This window comes from Catelliglobosispora koreensis DSM 44566, from assembly GCF_000379685.1.
Taxonomy (GTDB): Bacteria; Actinomycetota; Actinomycetes; order Mycobacteriales; family Micromonosporaceae; genus Catelliglobosispora; species Catelliglobosispora koreensis.
The window spans coordinates 43,229-58,683 of record NZ_KB903291.1 but is presented as its reverse complement, the minus strand read 5'-3'; the positions used below and the strand labels follow the sequence as shown (position 1 = coordinate 58,683).

General features: G+C 64.6%; 17 protein-coding genes. 6 read left to right on the top strand and 11 right to left on the bottom strand.

The genetic code is table 11. From position 1 onward, the window contains the following. Positions 1 to 88: 88 nt before the first annotated feature. The 6 genes from A3E1_RS0132455 to A3E1_RS0132430 are packed head-to-tail and all read right to left on the bottom strand — an operon-like array spanning position 89 to position 5,522. Positions 89 to 847, bottom strand: coding sequence for a thioesterase family protein (locus tag A3E1_RS0132455; RefSeq protein ID WP_020524995.1), 759 nt, complete (start codon positions 845 to 847; stop codon positions 89 to 91). 9 nt (positions 848 to 856) lie between these two features. Next, the gene (locus A3E1_RS0132450; protein WP_020524994.1) at positions 857 to 1,354 is read right to left on the bottom strand and encodes a methyltransferase family protein; all 498 of its coding nucleotides are present in this window, start codon (positions 1,352 to 1,354) and stop codon (positions 857 to 859) included. Beyond that, positions 1,351 to 2,847, bottom strand: coding sequence for an FAD-binding oxidoreductase (locus tag A3E1_RS0132445; protein WP_020524993.1), 1,497 nt, complete (start codon positions 2,845 to 2,847; stop codon positions 1,351 to 1,353). Before A3E1_RS0132445 ends, A3E1_RS0132450 begins: the two co-directional genes overlap by 4 nt. A gap of 3 nt (positions 2,848 to 2,850) precedes the next feature. Beyond that, positions 2,851 to 3,489, bottom strand: a complete 639-nt coding sequence (locus tag A3E1_RS0132440; protein WP_020524992.1) for a response regulator — start codon at positions 3,487 to 3,489, stop codon at positions 2,851 to 2,853. Further along, entirely contained in the window at positions 3,486 to 4,637 is a 1,152-nt protein-coding gene (locus A3E1_RS0132435) for a sensor histidine kinase (protein WP_020524991.1), read from the bottom strand. The genes A3E1_RS0132440 and A3E1_RS0132435 overlap by 4 nt, the downstream gene beginning before the upstream one ends. Positions 4,638 to 4,646: 9 nt before the next feature. Then, entirely contained in the window at positions 4,647 to 5,522 is an 876-nt protein-coding gene (locus A3E1_RS0132430; protein ID WP_020524990.1) for an LTA synthase family protein, read from the bottom strand. Positions 5,523 to 5,623: 101 nt separating this feature from the next. Here A3E1_RS0132430 and A3E1_RS0132425 point away from each other — a divergent pair, with 101 nt between their 5' ends. After that, positions 5,624 to 6,001 carry a hypothetical protein gene (locus tag A3E1_RS0132425; protein WP_020524989.1) on the top strand — a complete coding sequence of 126 codons (378 nt, stop codon included), beginning with the start codon at positions 5,624 to 5,626 and terminating at the stop codon, positions 5,999 to 6,001. A gap of 6 nt (positions 6,002 to 6,007) precedes the next feature. Here A3E1_RS0132425 and A3E1_RS43240 read toward each other — a convergent pair whose 3' ends face one another. Genes A3E1_RS43240 through A3E1_RS0132410 form a run of 3 tightly spaced genes read right to left on the bottom strand, consistent with a single transcriptional unit; the run spans position 6,008 to position 9,145 of the window. Beyond that, positions 6,008 to 7,429, bottom strand: a complete 1,422-nt coding sequence (locus A3E1_RS43240; RefSeq protein WP_051105219.1) for a sensor histidine kinase — start codon at positions 7,427 to 7,429, stop codon at positions 6,008 to 6,010. Between the two features lie 51 nt (positions 7,430 to 7,480). Continuing rightward, positions 7,481 to 8,182: a response regulator transcription factor gene (locus A3E1_RS0132415; protein ID WP_020524987.1), complete on the bottom strand. Its 702-nt coding sequence runs from the start codon at positions 8,180 to 8,182 to the stop codon at positions 7,481 to 7,483. An 18-nt stretch (positions 8,183 to 8,200) separates the two neighbouring features. Further along, on the bottom strand, positions 8,201 to 9,145 hold the full coding sequence (locus tag A3E1_RS0132410; protein WP_020524986.1) for an efflux RND transporter periplasmic adaptor subunit: 945 nt from the start codon (positions 9,143 to 9,145) through the stop codon (positions 8,201 to 8,203). Positions 9,146 to 9,233: 88 nt separating this feature from the next. Between A3E1_RS0132410 and A3E1_RS47495 the strand changes: the two genes are divergently transcribed. The 5 genes from A3E1_RS47495 to A3E1_RS43235 are packed head-to-tail and all read left to right on the top strand — an operon-like array spanning position 9,234 to position 13,040. Then, on the top strand, positions 9,234 to 9,635 hold the full coding sequence (locus tag A3E1_RS47495; RefSeq protein WP_157631880.1) for a hypothetical protein: 402 nt from the start codon (positions 9,234 to 9,236) through the stop codon (positions 9,633 to 9,635). Between the two features lie 12 nt (positions 9,636 to 9,647). Beyond that, positions 9,648 to 10,727, top strand: a complete 1,080-nt coding sequence (locus A3E1_RS0132400) for an efflux RND transporter periplasmic adaptor subunit (RefSeq protein ID WP_026209048.1) — start codon at positions 9,648 to 9,650, stop codon at positions 10,725 to 10,727. Then, positions 10,724 to 11,389, top strand: coding sequence for an ABC transporter ATP-binding protein (locus A3E1_RS0132395; RefSeq protein WP_020524983.1), 666 nt, complete (start codon positions 10,724 to 10,726; stop codon positions 11,387 to 11,389). Before A3E1_RS0132400 ends, A3E1_RS0132395 begins: the two co-directional genes overlap by 4 nt. Next, positions 11,386 to 12,579 carry an ABC transporter permease gene (locus A3E1_RS0132390; RefSeq protein WP_020524982.1) on the top strand — a complete coding sequence of 398 codons (1,194 nt, stop codon included), beginning with the start codon at positions 11,386 to 11,388 and terminating at the stop codon, positions 12,577 to 12,579. Before A3E1_RS0132395 ends, A3E1_RS0132390 begins: the two co-directional genes overlap by 4 nt. Positions 12,580 to 12,590: 11 nt before the next feature. Further along, positions 12,591 to 13,040, top strand: coding sequence for a hypothetical protein (locus A3E1_RS43235; protein ID WP_020524981.1), 450 nt, complete (start codon positions 12,591 to 12,593; stop codon positions 13,038 to 13,040). Here the strand turns inward: A3E1_RS43235 and A3E1_RS0132380 are convergent. Beyond that, a complete protein-coding gene (locus A3E1_RS0132380) occupies positions 13,021 to 13,944 on the bottom strand; it encodes a ribonuclease Z (RefSeq protein ID WP_051105218.1) in 924 nt (307 codons plus the stop codon). The two genes, A3E1_RS43235 and A3E1_RS0132380, sit on opposite strands and share 20 nt — an antisense overlap. Continuing rightward, positions 13,895 to 15,418: a PP2C family protein-serine/threonine phosphatase gene (locus A3E1_RS0132375; protein WP_020524979.1), complete on the bottom strand. Its 1,524-nt coding sequence runs from the start codon at positions 15,416 to 15,418 to the stop codon at positions 13,895 to 13,897. The genes A3E1_RS0132380 and A3E1_RS0132375 overlap by 50 nt, the downstream gene beginning before the upstream one ends. Positions 15,419 to 15,455: the final 37 nt, after the last annotated feature.

Sequence of the window (15,455 nt, the reverse complement as noted above, 5' to 3'; positions counted from 1 at the left end):
GCCTCTATAGGTGCAAAGCAAAGGGGGTGGGCGCACACACCGTGGACTGGCGCGTTGGAGATCGTTTAGCGACGGCCCGGCTGCATATTCAGCGGGGACCGACGAAGAGCGACTGCACGGACCGGCCGATGGGGCCTTGCTCGTCGTGAAGCATCGTGTCGGACAGTCCGATGCCGTCACTTTGAATCATCGTGGACGCCTGCAGGCACACCCACTCGCCCAGCGGATAGCGTGCCAAGTGGACAGTCAGGTCAGCGTTGATGAACAGGTGCTGGCTGAAGTCGAGCACGTTGCTCACGCCGTTGCCCGAGTCGGCCGCGATGCACACCCGTTGCACAGGGCTGACATCGAAGCCCTCGACCAGTGGTGAGCGCATGCGCATCCAGGCCGTCGCGGGACCCTTGCCCAGGAAGGATCCTGAGGCGAACTTGACTTCCATGCCGGTGTGATAGCCCGTGTCCCAGCCCACGTCGAAGAACGGTTCGTGCTGGGACGCTGACGGTGGCAGGACGAGGGGTCCGGCCGCCATAGCGGGGGCTACCTCCGGCGCGGTGCGAATCAGCAGCGCGGTGCACCGCATGTAGGGCTCGATCGCCGCCTGAGCCACGCAAATGGACCGTCCTTCGCGGACCATCGACGCGGTCACGGTCAGCGGGGCGATCGGCACGCGGCGGGCGATGTCATAGGTCAGCCGCGCGATGCGCAGCCCGGGCCGGGCGATCTGTTCCACGGCGCGGGCCAGCAGAGCCGCGGGCGGGCCGGCGTGCTGTGACTCGGCATCCCACGGGCCACGGGTCAGTTCAGTGGACTCGTAGGTATCTTCAGCGAGCTGACGGTAGAAGGCCACGAGCGCATCCTAGGCGCGGGGAGCGTGCCATGGCTTTAGCCGCGGGATCCAAGCCGGAACGTTGCGGCGGTATTCGTCGTATTCGGCACCGAAGGTCCGCCGCAACGTCGGCTCCTCGTAGAACTTCGCGAAACTCGCCGGAACGATCCACGTCACGACGGCATAGACGAGCAACGCCAGCGAGCCGAAGAACATGGCCTGGCCCAGCACAATCGCGATGATCGCGACATACATAGGGTTGCGCACGAACCGGTACAGCCCGCCCACGACCAGATGTTTGGTCGGTGCCACGGGGGCCGGTGTGCCGAGGCCCTCGACCACGAACCGCACGAAGGAATACACCAGCCCGGCCAGTCCAGTTAGGACAAACACGCCTCCGGCCAGCTGGAGCACGAGCGGCGCCTTGCCTCGCCAGCCGTTGGTGAGCCACCACGGCACGAGTCCGGCCACGGTGCCGGGCGCGACGATGAAGAAGAGCAGACTGCCAAGAGCCGCTTTGCCTTTCATAGATGCAGCACTCCCGGGTTCAGAATGTTATGCGGGTCAAGGGTTTGCTTGACCGCCCGCATCGCGGCCAGGAACGGTGGCGAAGGCCTGTACCACGGGAGGTGGTCCCGGCCGACCGCGTGATGGTGCGTGATCGTGGCGCCATGGGCGAGCAGCACGTGACTGGCGCGGGCTTTCAGGTCATCCCACAGTTCCAGTTCACCACCGCGTTGCCCCGCCGCGTAGACGGTGAAGTAAGGCGCGGGACCGTCAGGGTAGACATGAGTGAACCGGCAGGTCACGAGCGCGGGGGACAAGGCCTCGACGATCGCTTCGTGCAGTTGCTGAAAACCGGACCAAAGACAAGCGGTCTCAAACGTTTCCACGACAACGCCCAAGCGCACGAGGCCGTCGCGCAGATAAGGTGCCTTGAGGAACGCGCCCCGCCACTGCCCGGCTTCGTCCTTTGTAGACACCTCGCCGCCGTGACCGTGGCAGATCTCGACGGCCCGGCCGAGCGCCGTGTCGACCGGATGGTCCGCCGACTCGAAGCCCAGAATCAGGGTGGCGCTGGGGGTTGCGGTGTTGAGCATCGCCTCGATGGGGTCCAGCAGACGGCAGTTAGCGGGATTGAGGCCCGACTGGGCTATTTCCTTAACGGCGGCAACGCTTTCGGAGTACCCACTGAAGGTTATTGAGGCACTTGATTTGAAGGTTGGCCGCCTCTGAACTCTGGCCCATGCCTCGGAGATGACCCCGAAACTGCCTTCGGAACCGAGCCACATCCGGTCGGGTTCGGGTCCGGCTCCATTTGCTGGTACTCGTTGAGCCTCGCTCACCCCCGAAGGCGTGACGATGCGGACGCTTTGCACGAGGTCGTCGATGTGCGTGTAGCCAGTCGCATAGTGACCGCCGGCGCGCGTGGCTATCCAGCCGCCAAAGGTGGAGAACTCGAAGCTCTGCGGATAGTGCCGCAGCGTCAACTCATGCGGCTTGAGCTGTGCCTCCAGGGCTGGCCCGAAGATCCCGCCTTGTGCCCGCACGGCCAGGTTCACCTCGTCGATGTCGAGCACACCGTCGAGTGCGGACAAATCGAGGCTGACAAACGGTTCGTCCCCGCGATACTCAATCCCGCCGGTCACACTGGAACCGCCGCCGAACGGAATCACCTTGGCGTTATTGGCGATCGCCCATTCGAAGACTCGTGTGATGTCTTCTTCATGTTGTGGGTAGATAACCCACTCGGGCGGGCGCTTGAGATCGGCGTTTAGATTGCGGACGACGTCACGGAAAGCCTTGCCGTGCGTGTGTGCCGCACGGGCTTCGGTGTCGCCGCGACTTTCCACGGGCGGCTGCGGGAGCGCCGGCTTGGGCAGGCCGTCGAGCACTGGCACGGGAGTGACGTGGCCATCCAGCGGCAGGTATTGGCTGACGCGCTGGGCCAGGTCATCGAGGTCTTTGCCGACGACAGCCTGATCGTCCCAGCCCCAGCCCCACCACGATCGTTTACGCATGCCTCAGTATGAGGCCAGTCCCGCCTGAACGGCATAGACGGCAAGACGCACCCGGTTAGGGCTGCCCGTCTTCGTCATCAAGTTGGCGACGTGGGTCTTCACCGTCGTCACGCCCAGATGCAGCCGCTCAGCGATCTCGGGATTGGACAGTCCGTCTCCGACAAGCTTCAGCACGTCTTGCTCGCGTTCCGTTATGCCGTCTAGCTTGGGCACCGGCGCCTTGGGCGAGATGGCTTGCGTCACCAGGCGTTTGAGCACAGTCCGGCTAAACGGGCTGTCCCCGGCGGCGGCCCGCCGGATGCCGTCGAGCAGCTCCGCTGGCGTCGCGTCCTTGACCAGGAATCCGCACGCTCCCGCCCCGAGCGCGGGATACAGATGATCGTCATCGTCAAACGTGGTCAGCACGACGACCCGCATGGACGGCTTGCTCTTAAGGATGTTGCGCGTCGCGGTGACGCCGTCCATGCCGGGCATCCGCAGGTCCATCAGGATCACGTCGGGCACGAGCTGCTCGGCCAGCCGCACGGCGTTGGCGCCATCGGCGGCTTCGCCCACGACCTGCATCTCGGGGTCGGAATCGCACAGCATGCGCAATCCGGCGCGTACCAGCTGTTGGTCGTCCACCAGCAACACCCTGATCATGACTGCGCCGCCTCCCGGTCGGTTAGGGGCATGGTCGCGGTGAGGGACCAGCCGGGCTCTTCTGCCATGACGGTCAGTGTGCCGCCCAAGACGGTGATGCGTTCGCGGAGACCGACGAGGCCGTGACCGCCTTGAGTGGTGCTCGTGGACGGCATGCCGCCGAAGTCGCGTAGAGCCAGCGTTAACCGGTCGCCGCCGAGGCCGATGTCCAGGTGTGCCCTTGCGCCGAGTCCGGCGTGCCTGGCGACGTTGGCGAGTCCTTCTTGGACGATCCGCAAAACGGCCAGAGCCGTTCGCGCGTCTAGTGTTTTGACCTGCGGGTCAATGTCGGCGGTAACGGTCAGCCCGATTTGCCTGCTGCGCTCGATGGCAGCGGCCAGCGCGACTTCAAGCCCTTCAGGGTCAACGAAAGGCGTGTGCTGCGCGTGGGCTGGATCGCGAAGCACGGCGACGAGCTTGCGCAGATCCGCCAGCGCGCTGGTGCCCGTCGCGTGCACATCGTCGAGCACCTGCTCCACCCGGGGATCGTTGAGCGGCAACACATTGCGGGCAACGCCCACGCGCAGCACGATCGAGGCGACGTGATGGGCGACGAGGTCGTGAATTTCGCGGGCGATCGATGTCCGTTCCTCTGCCCGGACCGCCTGGATCTCTTGCCGGGCATGCTCCGTAATGCGGTGTGCCAGCTGCTGCTGGGCGCGGAAGTAGGCACCGAGCAGGAACGGAACACCGATCTGAACGGAGAACCGGAAGAGCTGCAGCAACGGTTCCTGAAACGATGACGGGGCATCATGCAGGCCCATGCCGAGGAGCGCCGCTCCAAGCCCGATCAGCCGCTGCCGTTGCGGTGCCCGCATGCTGAGCTCCACGAGGGCCCAGGTGAAGGCGACTTCAGGCACCGTCCAGTTAGCCACATCGGTGAACAGCTCAAGCGAAGCCATGACACTAAGCCCGAGCACAACCGCGAGTGACGACCAGACGCCGACGAAACCGTACACAATGGCGGTGATCGCCAACGTCAGGTCTAGCGCTCTCCAATTCGCGTCACCGTCGGGCGCGAGCACGAGATAACCCACGCCCGACAACGTCAGGACGGTGATGCGGACCCAGGTGTAGCGCTCCTCGAATAAGCGGCCCGCCCACTGCATGACGGCAGCCTAGCGCCGTCTGGTGGCGAAGACCGCGCCCGTGATAGCGAAGGCAATTAAGCCAGCCAAGGCAATCAAGGTGGTCGCATCTGGCGCCAGCAACGGTTGCCCGCGCAATGCTTGCCAGGTCACCAGGGCAAACAGCCCGGTATAGGCGGCCGCGAACACGAAGACCATCCGAACCTGCTTAACGAAGAGAGAGAACAGCAGCAGAGCTTGCAGCGCATGCATTCCGACGAAGTGCCCGATGCGCAGGTCGCCGCCTTCCATGCTCCATCCGGTCAGGGGCATGCCTTTGCCGCCATCGGCGACACCAACCGAATGCGCCCCGTCATAGCCGGATTCGCTGTCCTCTTGCGAATCTGTCGTGGACGTCATCAAGAAACCCTCGGTCAGCCCGGCCAGCGCGATAACGAGCCCGAGGCGCACAGCCCACTGGGTCGCACGATCGGGCAGTCCCGCCTTCCACAGCAAGGCCGCGATGACAGCCGTCGCGACCCACAGCACGACGATCGTCATGCCCATCGCGGTCCACAGCATCTCGTCGAGTTCCGTGGAAGTGTTGAAATGACTGGCCCGACCGCGAATCACCTGCGCCGTGATGATGGCGAGTTCGATGACACTGGCCAGGCTGACAGCCCACGCGGACACCCGTGCCGTCCTGTGCCCACGCGTCAGATGCGACATAAGCCAAGCGAGCGTTAACGCATACACGGCGAACGAGATGCCAAACTTGAACGGCTTCAGCCAAATCGGCTGCCCCAGCAACACCCGGTCGTCAAACAAAAGTCCAGCGGCGCTCACGATGGCCAGGACGAAGGACGCCGCGGCCAGCACCACCAGCGCTGTGCTTCCTTTGCGGGCGCGGCGAATAATCTCAGTCATGGGTACACCTTCGCCGTCATCGATGTGACAGACTTCCCGCTGTCAGCCCACCCGGCTCCTGCCCCAGGCCGGAGTTCTCTCCTGCTACAGAAGGAGGCGCTGTGAAGATTCCGAAGTGGACGGTGGCTCTAGTCCCGGTCGTCTTGCTCACCGGCGTGCTCGGGTGGCTTCGCTTCTGGCCCAGCTCCGGGACACCGGTCGTCTACGAGGTCGCCGGAACAGGCGTGATGACGATTCAGTACGTGGTCGACACCACCACCGTGACCGAGGAGGCTTCGCTGCCGTGGCGCAAGGAGGTCACAATGACCATCCCGTCCTTCCTCGTACGCGTCTCCGCTAACGGCTGGCGCGGCGACGGCCCCACCGCGTGCACAGCCTGGGTCGACGGCGAGAAGTTCGTCTCCGGCACCCGCCGCACGCTGCCAGGCTCAGCCCACGGCATCCCCCTCGTCGACTGCACCCGCCCCTACCCGCGTTAAGGCGGGTTAGGTGGGCAGGGGGAGGAGGATGCGGAAGGTGGCGCCAGAGGGGGCGTTGCTGGTGGGAGTGAGTTCGATGCGGCCGCCGTGGGCTTTGACGATGGAGTTGGCGATGGCCAGGCCGAGGCCCGCGCCGCCGTGGGTGCGGGCGCGGTGGGGGTCGGCGCGGTAGAGGCGTTCGAAGATGCGCTCGGCGTGTTCGGGGGCGATGCCGGGGCCGGTGTCGCATACCTCGACGATCGCGGCTCCTGTTGCGGTGCCGACGTTGACGGTGATGGAAGCGTCAGCGGGGGTGTGCTGTAAAGCGTTGGTGACAAGGTTCAAGGCGACCTGGCGCAGCCGGTTCTCGTCGCCGGCCACGGTTACGGGCTCGAAGGAGCCGAGCATGACTGTCCGGTGTGGACTGCGCACGTGAGCGTCGCGCACGGTGTCGGCGACGACGGAGAGCAGGTCGACTTTGCTGAAGCGCAGGGGACGTTCTTCGTCGAGCTGAGCAAGCAAGAGCAGGTCCTCGACGAGCAAGCCCATACGGGCGGCTTCGTCTTCGATACGCGCCATAGTCTCGTCTAGTTCAGGGCCAGCGGGTGCACCACCGCGGCGGTAAAGCTCAGCGAACCCGCGGATCGACGTCAGCGGTGTGCGCAACTCGTGTGAGGCGTCGCCGACGAACTGGCGCAGCCGTTGCTCTGAGGTGACCCGTGCCGCGACAGCGGATTCGATGCGGGCGAGCATAGTGTTGAGGGCAAGTCCCAGGCGGCCCGCTTCGGTGTGTTTGCCAGCCTCGGGAACGCGCAAGGTCAGGTCGCCGTCAGCGATGGCCGCCGCCGCGTGCTCCATGCGGGTCAGCGGTTTAAGACCCAGACCCACGAGGAAGTACGACGAAACGCCGAGTCCAATCAGGACACCCAAACTGACACCAAAGCCGATGAACGTCATCTGGTTCACCGTGTTATCGATGCGCTGCAAGGAAATGGCCGCGACGGCGTAGCCGCCCGTGGACGTCTCCACGACGATGACGCGGAAGTTGACGCCGCTGTCAGCGTTGGAAGCGGTCTGAATGCCCTGTCCGGCACGGGCTTTGATGTCGTCGAAGCTCCCGAGACTTGGACCTTCTGTCGTGTCAATGTTGCGTGGGCCGGGCACGATGTTGCCGCCGCTGTCGTAGAGCGTGAAGATCGCCGGGTCGCCGACACCTTTGGGGAAGCCTGGACGGTTGTCGGGATCGCCGAAGCCACGCGAAGGCTCGCGCCAGATCTCGGACATGATCGGGCGCGAAGCGAGCTGGGCAAGCCGGGTCACCTCGGTGTCGAGGCGATCGGTGAGATAACTGCGCAACAGTCCAATGCCGACGGTTGTCGTGACAGCGACGGCGATGGTGGCAAGGCCGACGACCGTCAGCACCATGCGCGACCTAAGCGACAGCTTCATGGCAGCATCTCCGAACGAAGGCAGAAACCGCGCGAGCCGCGAAGCCGGGCGTCACGATGCGGGCTCGCGGGGCAGGCGCAGGGAGTAGCCGACACCGCGCAGGGTGTGAATCAGCGGTGGGCCAGTGCGGTCAACCTTCTTGCGCAGGTAATAGATGTAGGACTCGACGATGCGGCCGTCGCCGCCGAAGTCGTAACTCCAGACGCGGTCCAGGATCTGGGCCTTGGAAACGACCCGGCCGGCGTTGTCCATGAGGTAGCGCAACAGGTTGAACTCGGTTGGCGATAAGTCGACAGGTTTGCCGCCGCGCTTGACGACGTGCGCGTCCTCATCCATCTCCAAGTCGGCGTAACGCAAGATGCCGTCGTCGACAGGCTCACCGTGAGCACGAGCCCGGCGCAAGATGGCACGGATGCGTAACACCACTTCTTCGAGACTGAACGGCTTCGTCACGTAGTCGTCAGCGCCGACGGTCAGGCCAGAGATGCGATCCTCGACCGCGTGACGGGCGGTCAAGAACAGCACCGGGGTGTCGGAGCCCCGTGAACGCAACGTCCGGGCGACCTCGAAGCCATCGAGATCGGGGAGCATCACATCGAGCACGACGAGATCCGGGCTAAAGGACGCTGCCGTCGTCAGAGCGGACGCCCCATCATGCGCCACCTGCACATCGAAGCCGGTGAGCCGAAGCGTCGCCGACAACAGGGCGCAGATGTTCGGCTCGTCGTCTACCACCAGGACCTTTGTGTTCACGGCAGTCGTTCTACCGGCTCAAGCTCGGAAAACGCTGAGAACTTCGGTGCCTTCGGCCAACCCGGTGATCTCCACGTTGCCGTCGCCGCGCAGGCCAACGCCTACGGGACGCTCCATGCCGTCGCGCGTCTTTACGACGCCGGTCTCGTCCCCGGTCACCCGGACAGCCGACTGCGGGAGGTACAGCACGTTCGCGGAACGTTTGAGCACGACGGTCGCGGTCGCGCTTTGGCCGAGCAGCAGGTCCGCCGGAGGGGATGCGAACGACAGCAGCACCGTGTACTTGACGAGCTTGCCGGTCACGGTTCCGGCCGCGGCGACCTGGGAGATCGTTACCGGAACGTCACCGGGCTTTCCGGCCAGCTGCACGGTCGCCTGCTGCCCGGTGGCGAGGGTGACCGCGTCGGCTTCGGAGAACTCCGCCTTCACCAGCATGGTTTCCACCGCGCCGAGGATGATGAAAGCGCCTTGCGGTGTCTGGTCACCGGGCTCGCCGGCGACCTTCAGGATCTTTCCCGCTATCGGCGCGCTTATTTGAGTACCAGATAGGGCTTTTTCTGCTCTTGAAAGTGAACGTTCCGCATTGTTGACCGCGACCTCGACTGAATACTTGGACTGATCGGTCGCGGAGGCGAGCTTGTCTTTCGCCGCGGCGAGGCTGTCCTTGGCCTGCTCCAGCTGCTCTTGCGCGGTGGTGGCGTCGATCGTCGCGAGCGTTTGGCCGGCCGTGACGACATCGCCCGGTTTGACGAGCACCGAGGTCACGGTGCCGGTGCTGCCGAAGCTGAGTTCCCTGGTGGCGATGGGCTCGACTTTGCCGAGAGCGGCAACCGAAGCGGTCACATCGCCGCGTTTGACTTGCGTCAGCGAAGGCGGTGCGGGTGTCGCTTCGTCTTGCTGCCAAAGGAAAATGCCGGTTGCTGCCACGAGCACCGCGGCACCGAGAAGGACCCAACGTTTCATGGGACGGCAGTCTGCGGGTTCATTCTCAAAGCCACCTCAGAGGTGGCTCCGAGGTGGCTTTGAGGCAGCGACGGCAGTGTCTCGTTGCGTGAAAAGACTCCCCTTGCTTGCCTTGCTGCTGGTGCTGGCCGCGTGTGGTTCCGGCACAGAGCCATCGGCCACGCCCACCCCGAGTTCGTATCAGGATTGCTTGCGCCAGCAGGGCATAGAGCTTCCCACAGCGCGGCCGAGCGGGAGTCCCGGGCCGCGACCGTCGGGGATGGAGCAACCGGGCGCGGGCAACGAGGCCATGCAGAAGGCCATGCAGGCGTGTAGTTCCCTGCGGCCGAGCGGGGGAACGGGCCGTCCCGGTGGTGGGGAAGCGCTCACGGCCTACGTCAACTGCTTGAAGGACAAGGGAATCACCTGGAACCCGGGTGACCCGGCCCCGACCGTGGACGCGGCGAAGGTGTGCGAAGTGCTGCGCCCGTCACGCCCGGCCGGACAGTGAGGAGTTACCGCTATGCATAGGCGTACGTTGCTGGTGAACGGCGGCCTTGGCGCGCTGCTGACGGCCGGCGGGACCACGGCATATCTGATGTTGCGCGCCGACCAGCCCGCGACCGCTGGGACACAACGGACTGTCGCGGTGCAGCAGGGCACGGTCACGGCGACGGTCACCGCTGACGGCTCGGTGAGCGCGGTCGCGACAATGGCGGCTTCCTTTGCCACGGCAGGGGTCATCACCGAGATTAAAGTTAAGGTCGGCGATGTCGTTGCGGCAGGGGCGATTCTGGCTACCGTCGACGCGACGGATGCCAACGCTGACTTGACGACGGCGAAGAAGAACCGCACGGCCGCCAAGGACGCGCTCGCGCGGGCTAAGGCGGCGGTGCCGTACAACGAGGACGCGGAGAAAAACGCGCAGAATCAGGTCGACCAGGCCGAGACCACGGTCAAGTCAGCGCAACGCAAAGTCGATGGCACGGTGCTCAAGGCGCCGATGGCAGGGACTGTCATCACCATCAACTCGGCCGTCGGAGCGCAGTCCGGCAATGGCGCGTTCGCTCAGATCGCCAACCTCGACCAGCTGCAGATCGAAGCCAGCGTCCCAGAAGCGGACGCCGCAAGGCTCAAACCGAGTCAGGCGGTCAGCATCGCGTGGAACGCTCTGGCAGGCGTGACCGCGACCGGCAAAGTCACCGCGATCTCGCCGACGGCCACGAGTGGCAACACGGTCAGCTATCCCATCTTCATCACCGTCGACAAGAATCCCGAGGGGGTACGCCTTGGGCAATCCGTGCGCATCACCGTCACCGTGGGCAGAGCGGAAAACGTGCTGTTCCTGCCCACAGCGGCGGTGAGATCGGCGGGCAACCGGCACACCGTGACCGTGGTCAAGGACGGCGCGCAGGAGCAGCGGACCGTCGAGATTGGACTCAAGGGCGACACGGCCACGGTCATCGCGTCTGGCGTCGCGCTGGGCGAGCAAGTCGTGCTCGCCACCGCGACCGCGACCACGGGGACGGGCAACCTCCAGATCCCCGGTGGCGTGCAGCTCCCCGGCGGCGGTCAGCGCCCGGGCGGCGGGGCGACACGGTGAACGTCATCGAAGTGCAAGACCTGCACAAGACCTATGGGCACGGGGAGGCGACCGTGCGTGCGCTCGACGGGGTCACGGCGACCGTGCCCCGGGGCGATTACGTGGCCATCATGGGATCGTCGGGCTCGGGCAAGTCGACCCTTATGAACATCATTGGCTGCCTTGACGTCCCGTCCTCGGGAACCTATCGCCTCGATGGCGTGGACGTGAGCGAGCTGGACGAGTCGCAGCTGGCCCTGGTACGCAACCGCAAGATTGGCTTTATCTTCCAGTCTTTCAACCTCATCGCGCGCACGAGCGCTCTGGCCAATGTGGAGCTACCGCTCGCCTACGCGGGCATCAAACCCAAGGAACGCCGCGAGCGGGCCCTTGCCGCGCTGGAAATGGTTGGCTTAACCGACCGTGCGGCACACGACCCGAACCAGCTCTCCGGCGGTCAGCAGCAACGGGTCGCCATCGCTCGCGCTCTCGTCACGGAACCCGCGCTGTTGCTAGCCGACGAGCCAACGGGAAACCTCGACAGCCACTCCACCGAAGACGTGATGGGCATCTTCAGCGAGCTAAGTGGTTATGGCCGCACGATTGTGCTCATCACGCACGAGGACGATGTTGCCGCCGCGGCCAAGCGCGTCATTCGCCTCAGGGACGGAAGAATCATATGAGCTTCATCGAGATCTTCAAGTTCGCGTTGCGGGGCGTGGGGGCGAACAAACTGCGCTCTGGCTTGACGATGCTGGGCATCCTCATCGGTGTCGGTGCGGTCATCCTGCTCGTCGCGGTCGGAAACGGCTCCGCCAAAGCCGTTGAGGAAAACCTTCAAGCCCTGGGCACGAATCAAATCACGGTCCAAGGTGGCCGCGCGGGAGCCAAGACGGGATACAGCACCGATCTGACGCTCGATATCGCTGAGGCGCTCAAGGACGCGCCCGACGTGCGCAGCGTTTCCCCTTTGGTGACAACGTCTCAGACGCTGACCTTTGGTGACAGCTCACATGACGTGCAGCAGGTGATCGGGACATATCCGGGTTACTTCACCGCTTCGAATAGCCCTGTAGCTAAAGGCGCTTTGTTCACCCAGGAAGACGTCGATCAGGCCGCTCGTGTGGTCGTCATCGGTTCCTCGACGGCCACAGAACTTTTCGCTGACACCGATCCCATCGGCCAGCGGATCGGCATTGGCGGTCAGCTTTTCACCGTTATCGGGGTGCTGAAAGAGAAGGGCTCTGCGGGATTCACCAATCCCGATGACACCGCGATCGCCCCGCTTCCCGCGGTGCAGCGCTCCCTGACCGGCTACGGTCCGATCAACTCCATCATGATTGAAGCCGTCGACGCGGATTCAGTCTCGTTGGCACAGGCCGAAGTCACGGCGATCCTCAACGCGAAAATGCACGTGACTAACACCGCGAGTGCTCCCTACACGATTCGCAATGCCGCTCAGCTGCTCGCGACCCGTACCGAAACCGCGGAGACGTTCACCGTCCTTTTAGGAGCAGTGGCGGCGATCAGCCTTCTCGTCGGTGGCATCGGCATCACGAACATCATGATGGTGACGGTCACGGAACGCACCCGGGAGATTGGCATTCGCAAGGCATTGGGCGCACCGCGGCGAGTCATCCTCACCCAGTTTCTCATCGAGGCAACGCTTTTGAGTGTCGTCGGCGGGGGACTCGGAGCACTGGCCGCCATCGCGGGCGCCTCCTTCACCATCGCCGGAGTGCAACCCGTGGTGGTGCCCAGCTCGGTCGCGCTCGCCCTCGGGGTGTCCGTCGCGATTGGACTGTTCTTTGGCAGCTACCCGGCCAGCCGGGCCGCCGGCCTGCGCCCCATCGACGCCCTCCGCTACGAGTAAGGATCACGCGAATGGAAGACCTGAACACAGAGCTCGTCAAAGCGCGCCGAGGGCCGTGGCTCACCCGCAGCAGCGGCATCCTGCTCGGCCTCGTGCTGGCGTGCGGCGGCTTCCTGGCCGGGATCAAGGTGCAGCAAAGCTATGGGCCGGCCGCGAATGCCGCGTCAGCGCAACAACAGCAGCCCAATCAGCAGCAGCTGGCCGCGATGATGCAAGGACGCGGTGGCGCCGCAAGTGCTCCGACGACAGGCAAAGTCAAACTTATCGACGGAACGACGATCTATCTGGAGACCGCCGATGGCCGCGTCATCACCGTGAAAACCACCGAGACCACGGCCGTGCAAACAGCGGCCAAAGCACAACTTAAAGACCTTCAGGTGGGTACTCAGGTGAGCGTGCAGGGAACACCGGCCGGCACCGACACGGTCACTGCCGCAACGGTTACCGCTTCGGCACCGTGACCCGCATCAGGTCCTCAGCCACGACAATGTCGCCGCCGAAGTGCTGTGCCGCTTCGGCGGCGAAGGCGCTCGCGTCTTGATAGCGCTGGGAGAAATGAGTTAGCACGAGTTTGCGGGCACCCGCCAGAGCCGCGATCTGACCCGCTTGCCCGGCGGTCAAGTGACCGGCTTCGGCGGCCAGAGACTCCTCTGTGGACAGAAACGTGGACTCGATGACGAGCAGGTCCACGTCGCGAGCCAGTTCGATGGCGGCATCGCACCATCCGGTGTCCATAACGAAGGCCATGGACTGACCCGGCCGTGGTTCGCTGACTTGCTCCAGCGAAACGCCGTCGAGCGTGCCCTCCCGTTGCATCTTGCCAACGGCCGGCCCGTGAATGCCATGTGCGGCAAGCAGTTGCGGCACCATGCGCCGTTGCGGCGGCTCCTGTAACCGGTATCCGTAGCATTCCGTGGGATGGTTCAGTTTGCGGACTGTCAGCTCGGGAGCGATTGGCCCATCGGCGACGATCGGATCGTCCTTGATGACGGCGAGGTCCAGGAACACGGTGGCGTGGCGGAGCCTGCTGAAGTATTCCGCGCCACTGGCCGGGTAATGCACCGGGACTTCATGGGCGACCTTGTCCAGCGATAGCCGCTGGATGATCCCGGGCAGTCCCAGGCAGTGGTCGCCGTGAAAGTGCGTGATGCAGATCCGGGTGATGTCACTGGCCGAAGCGCCGGCGAGCATCAGCTGCCGTTGCGCCCCTTCGCCCGGGTCGAAAAGGATGCCCTGATCGTCCCAGCGCAGCAGGTAGCCGTTCTGGCTGCGCTGGCGCGTCGGGACTTGGCTCGCTGTGCCGAGGATGATGAGTTCACGCACGGGCCCGGCCCTCGCTGTGCAGCACGAGAAGAGCCATGTCATCGCGAGGTGGCTCATTGGAGAAGTCAAGCGCGGCTAGGCGTAGCTGTGCGGCGACCACATCGGCTGGATAGCCGGTGAGGCGCTGGGTCGCCGCACGCAAACCCTCCATGCCAAAGAACGCGGCTCCGCGTCTGCGGTCCGTGACCCCGTCGGTGAAGATCACTAACGTGTCGCCGTCGCTTAAGGTGAACTTGGTTTCCGGGCAGGTCACGTGAGGCAGCAAGCCCAGCGCGGTACCCCATTCGCCAGCGGGGCCACAATCGCCGTTGGCGCGCAACAGCAATGGCGATTCGTGTCCCGCCAGGTAAATGGAAATCTCGGCCTCTTCCTCGCCGGGCATCACGGCGACGAGAGCGAGCGTGCAGTGGCGCTCTCTACGCTCGAAGAGCGTGTCGTTCAAAGTGGACAGGATCGCGGGAAGGGGCCGGCCGTCCCGCACGAGCACGCGGATGATGTCGCGCACGAGACCGGTGACGGTTGCCGCCTGGACACCCTTGCCAGAAACGTCTCCGACGAGTAGAAGCCAGCGGCCGTCCGGCATCGGCATGATGTCGTAGAAGTCGCCTCCCACATCAACACCATCCGCCGTGGGCACATATTCGGCACCGAGGCTGACCCCTGGGATGGAAGGCAACTCGGGCGGCAAAAGCGTCTGCTGCAAGGCTTGCGCGACCCGGCGCCGCTCTTCGAAGGTGCGGGCGTTTTCCAGGGCGAGGGCCGCTCGTCGCGAGATATCTTCAGCGATCGCGATCTCGTCGGGGTCAACGCGCTTGTCCGGGTGCCGCCCGACCGCCAAAGCGCCGAGCCGCTGGCCACGCGCGATGAGCGGCACGGTGAAGCCATCGAGTGAGCCCGGCAGCAGACTGAACGTATCTGTCTGTTCCAGAGCCAGCTTGTCCAAAGACGACTTGATGTGAGCGAGAGCCGACTCATCGTTATGCGCCGCGCCAGCGAGTTCCAGCTTCCCGTTGTCGGTCGCCGTGTAGAGAGCGCACCACTGCCCCAGCCGGGGAACGATCAGGCGTGGAATGAGGGCGATGGTCAGCTGCACGTCGAGCGACTGGGCGAGCAGCTCGCTCGCCTCAGCCAGGAAGGTGAGCCAGGTTTGGCGGCGCAGATCGGTGTCACGCAACCGCTCGTTTTCCAGCGCTAGCCCAAAGCGTTCCGCGGCGAGCCGGGCCAGGCTCTGATCCTCGCCGGTCAACACGCCGGTGAGCAGGATCTCCCCGGACCAGGGACGGGCCACAGGAAGGGTGAATCGCGCGTTTGGCTGACGCATGTCCGGATCAGCATTGAAAAGGGCTAAAACAGCCGGTCCGTTCCCATCGCTGAAGTCCGCATGGATCGCTCCACCGGTGGCGTTGGTGACCGTGACCAAGCGCGTGAGCAGCTCTTGCGCGAATCTGCTCATGCCTTCGCTGTCCATGCCAGTCTCGATAGCCAGCAGGTCGTCAACAGCTTTCGCGAATGTCACAGGTAGCAGTCTCCACCGATTGGTGCCGTGGTTTCCA

Excerpts from the sequence above, each read along its gene's own strand:
- A3E1_RS0132450 (WP_020524994.1), bottom strand. The coding sequence starts at position 1,354 with ATGAAAGGCAAAGCGGCTCTTGGCAGTCTGCTCTTCTTCATCGTCGCG.
- A3E1_RS0132445 (WP_020524993.1), bottom strand. The coding sequence starts at position 2,847 with ATGCGTAAACGATCGTGGTGGGGCTGGGGCTGGGACGATCAGGCTGTC.
- A3E1_RS0132440 (WP_020524992.1), bottom strand. The coding sequence starts at position 3,489 with ATGATCAGGGTGTTGCTGGTGGACGACCAACAGCTGGTACGCGCCGGA.
- A3E1_RS0132435 (WP_020524991.1), bottom strand. The coding sequence starts at position 4,637 with ATGCAGTGGGCGGGCCGCTTATTCGAGGAGCGCTACACCTGGGTCCGC.
- A3E1_RS0132430 (WP_020524990.1), bottom strand. The coding sequence starts at position 5,522 with ATGACTGAGATTATTCGCCGCGCCCGCAAAGGAAGCACAGCGCTGGTG.
- A3E1_RS43240 (WP_051105219.1), bottom strand. The coding sequence starts at position 7,429 with ATGAAGCTGTCGCTTAGGTCGCGCATGGTGCTGACGGTCGTCGGCCTT.
- A3E1_RS0132410 (WP_020524986.1), bottom strand. The coding sequence starts at position 9,145 with ATGAAACGTTGGGTCCTTCTCGGTGCCGCGGTGCTCGTGGCAGCAACC.
- A3E1_RS0132400 (WP_026209048.1), top strand. The coding sequence starts at position 9,648 with ATGCATAGGCGTACGTTGCTGGTGAACGGCGGCCTTGGCGCGCTGCTG.
- A3E1_RS0132390 (WP_020524982.1), top strand. The coding sequence starts at position 11,386 with ATGAGCTTCATCGAGATCTTCAAGTTCGCGTTGCGGGGCGTGGGGGCG.
- A3E1_RS43235 (WP_020524981.1), top strand. The coding sequence starts at position 12,591 with ATGGAAGACCTGAACACAGAGCTCGTCAAAGCGCGCCGAGGGCCGTGG.
- A3E1_RS0132380 (WP_051105218.1), bottom strand. The coding sequence starts at position 13,944 with ATGACATGGCTCTTCTCGTGCTGCACAGCGAGGGCCGGGCCCGTGCGT.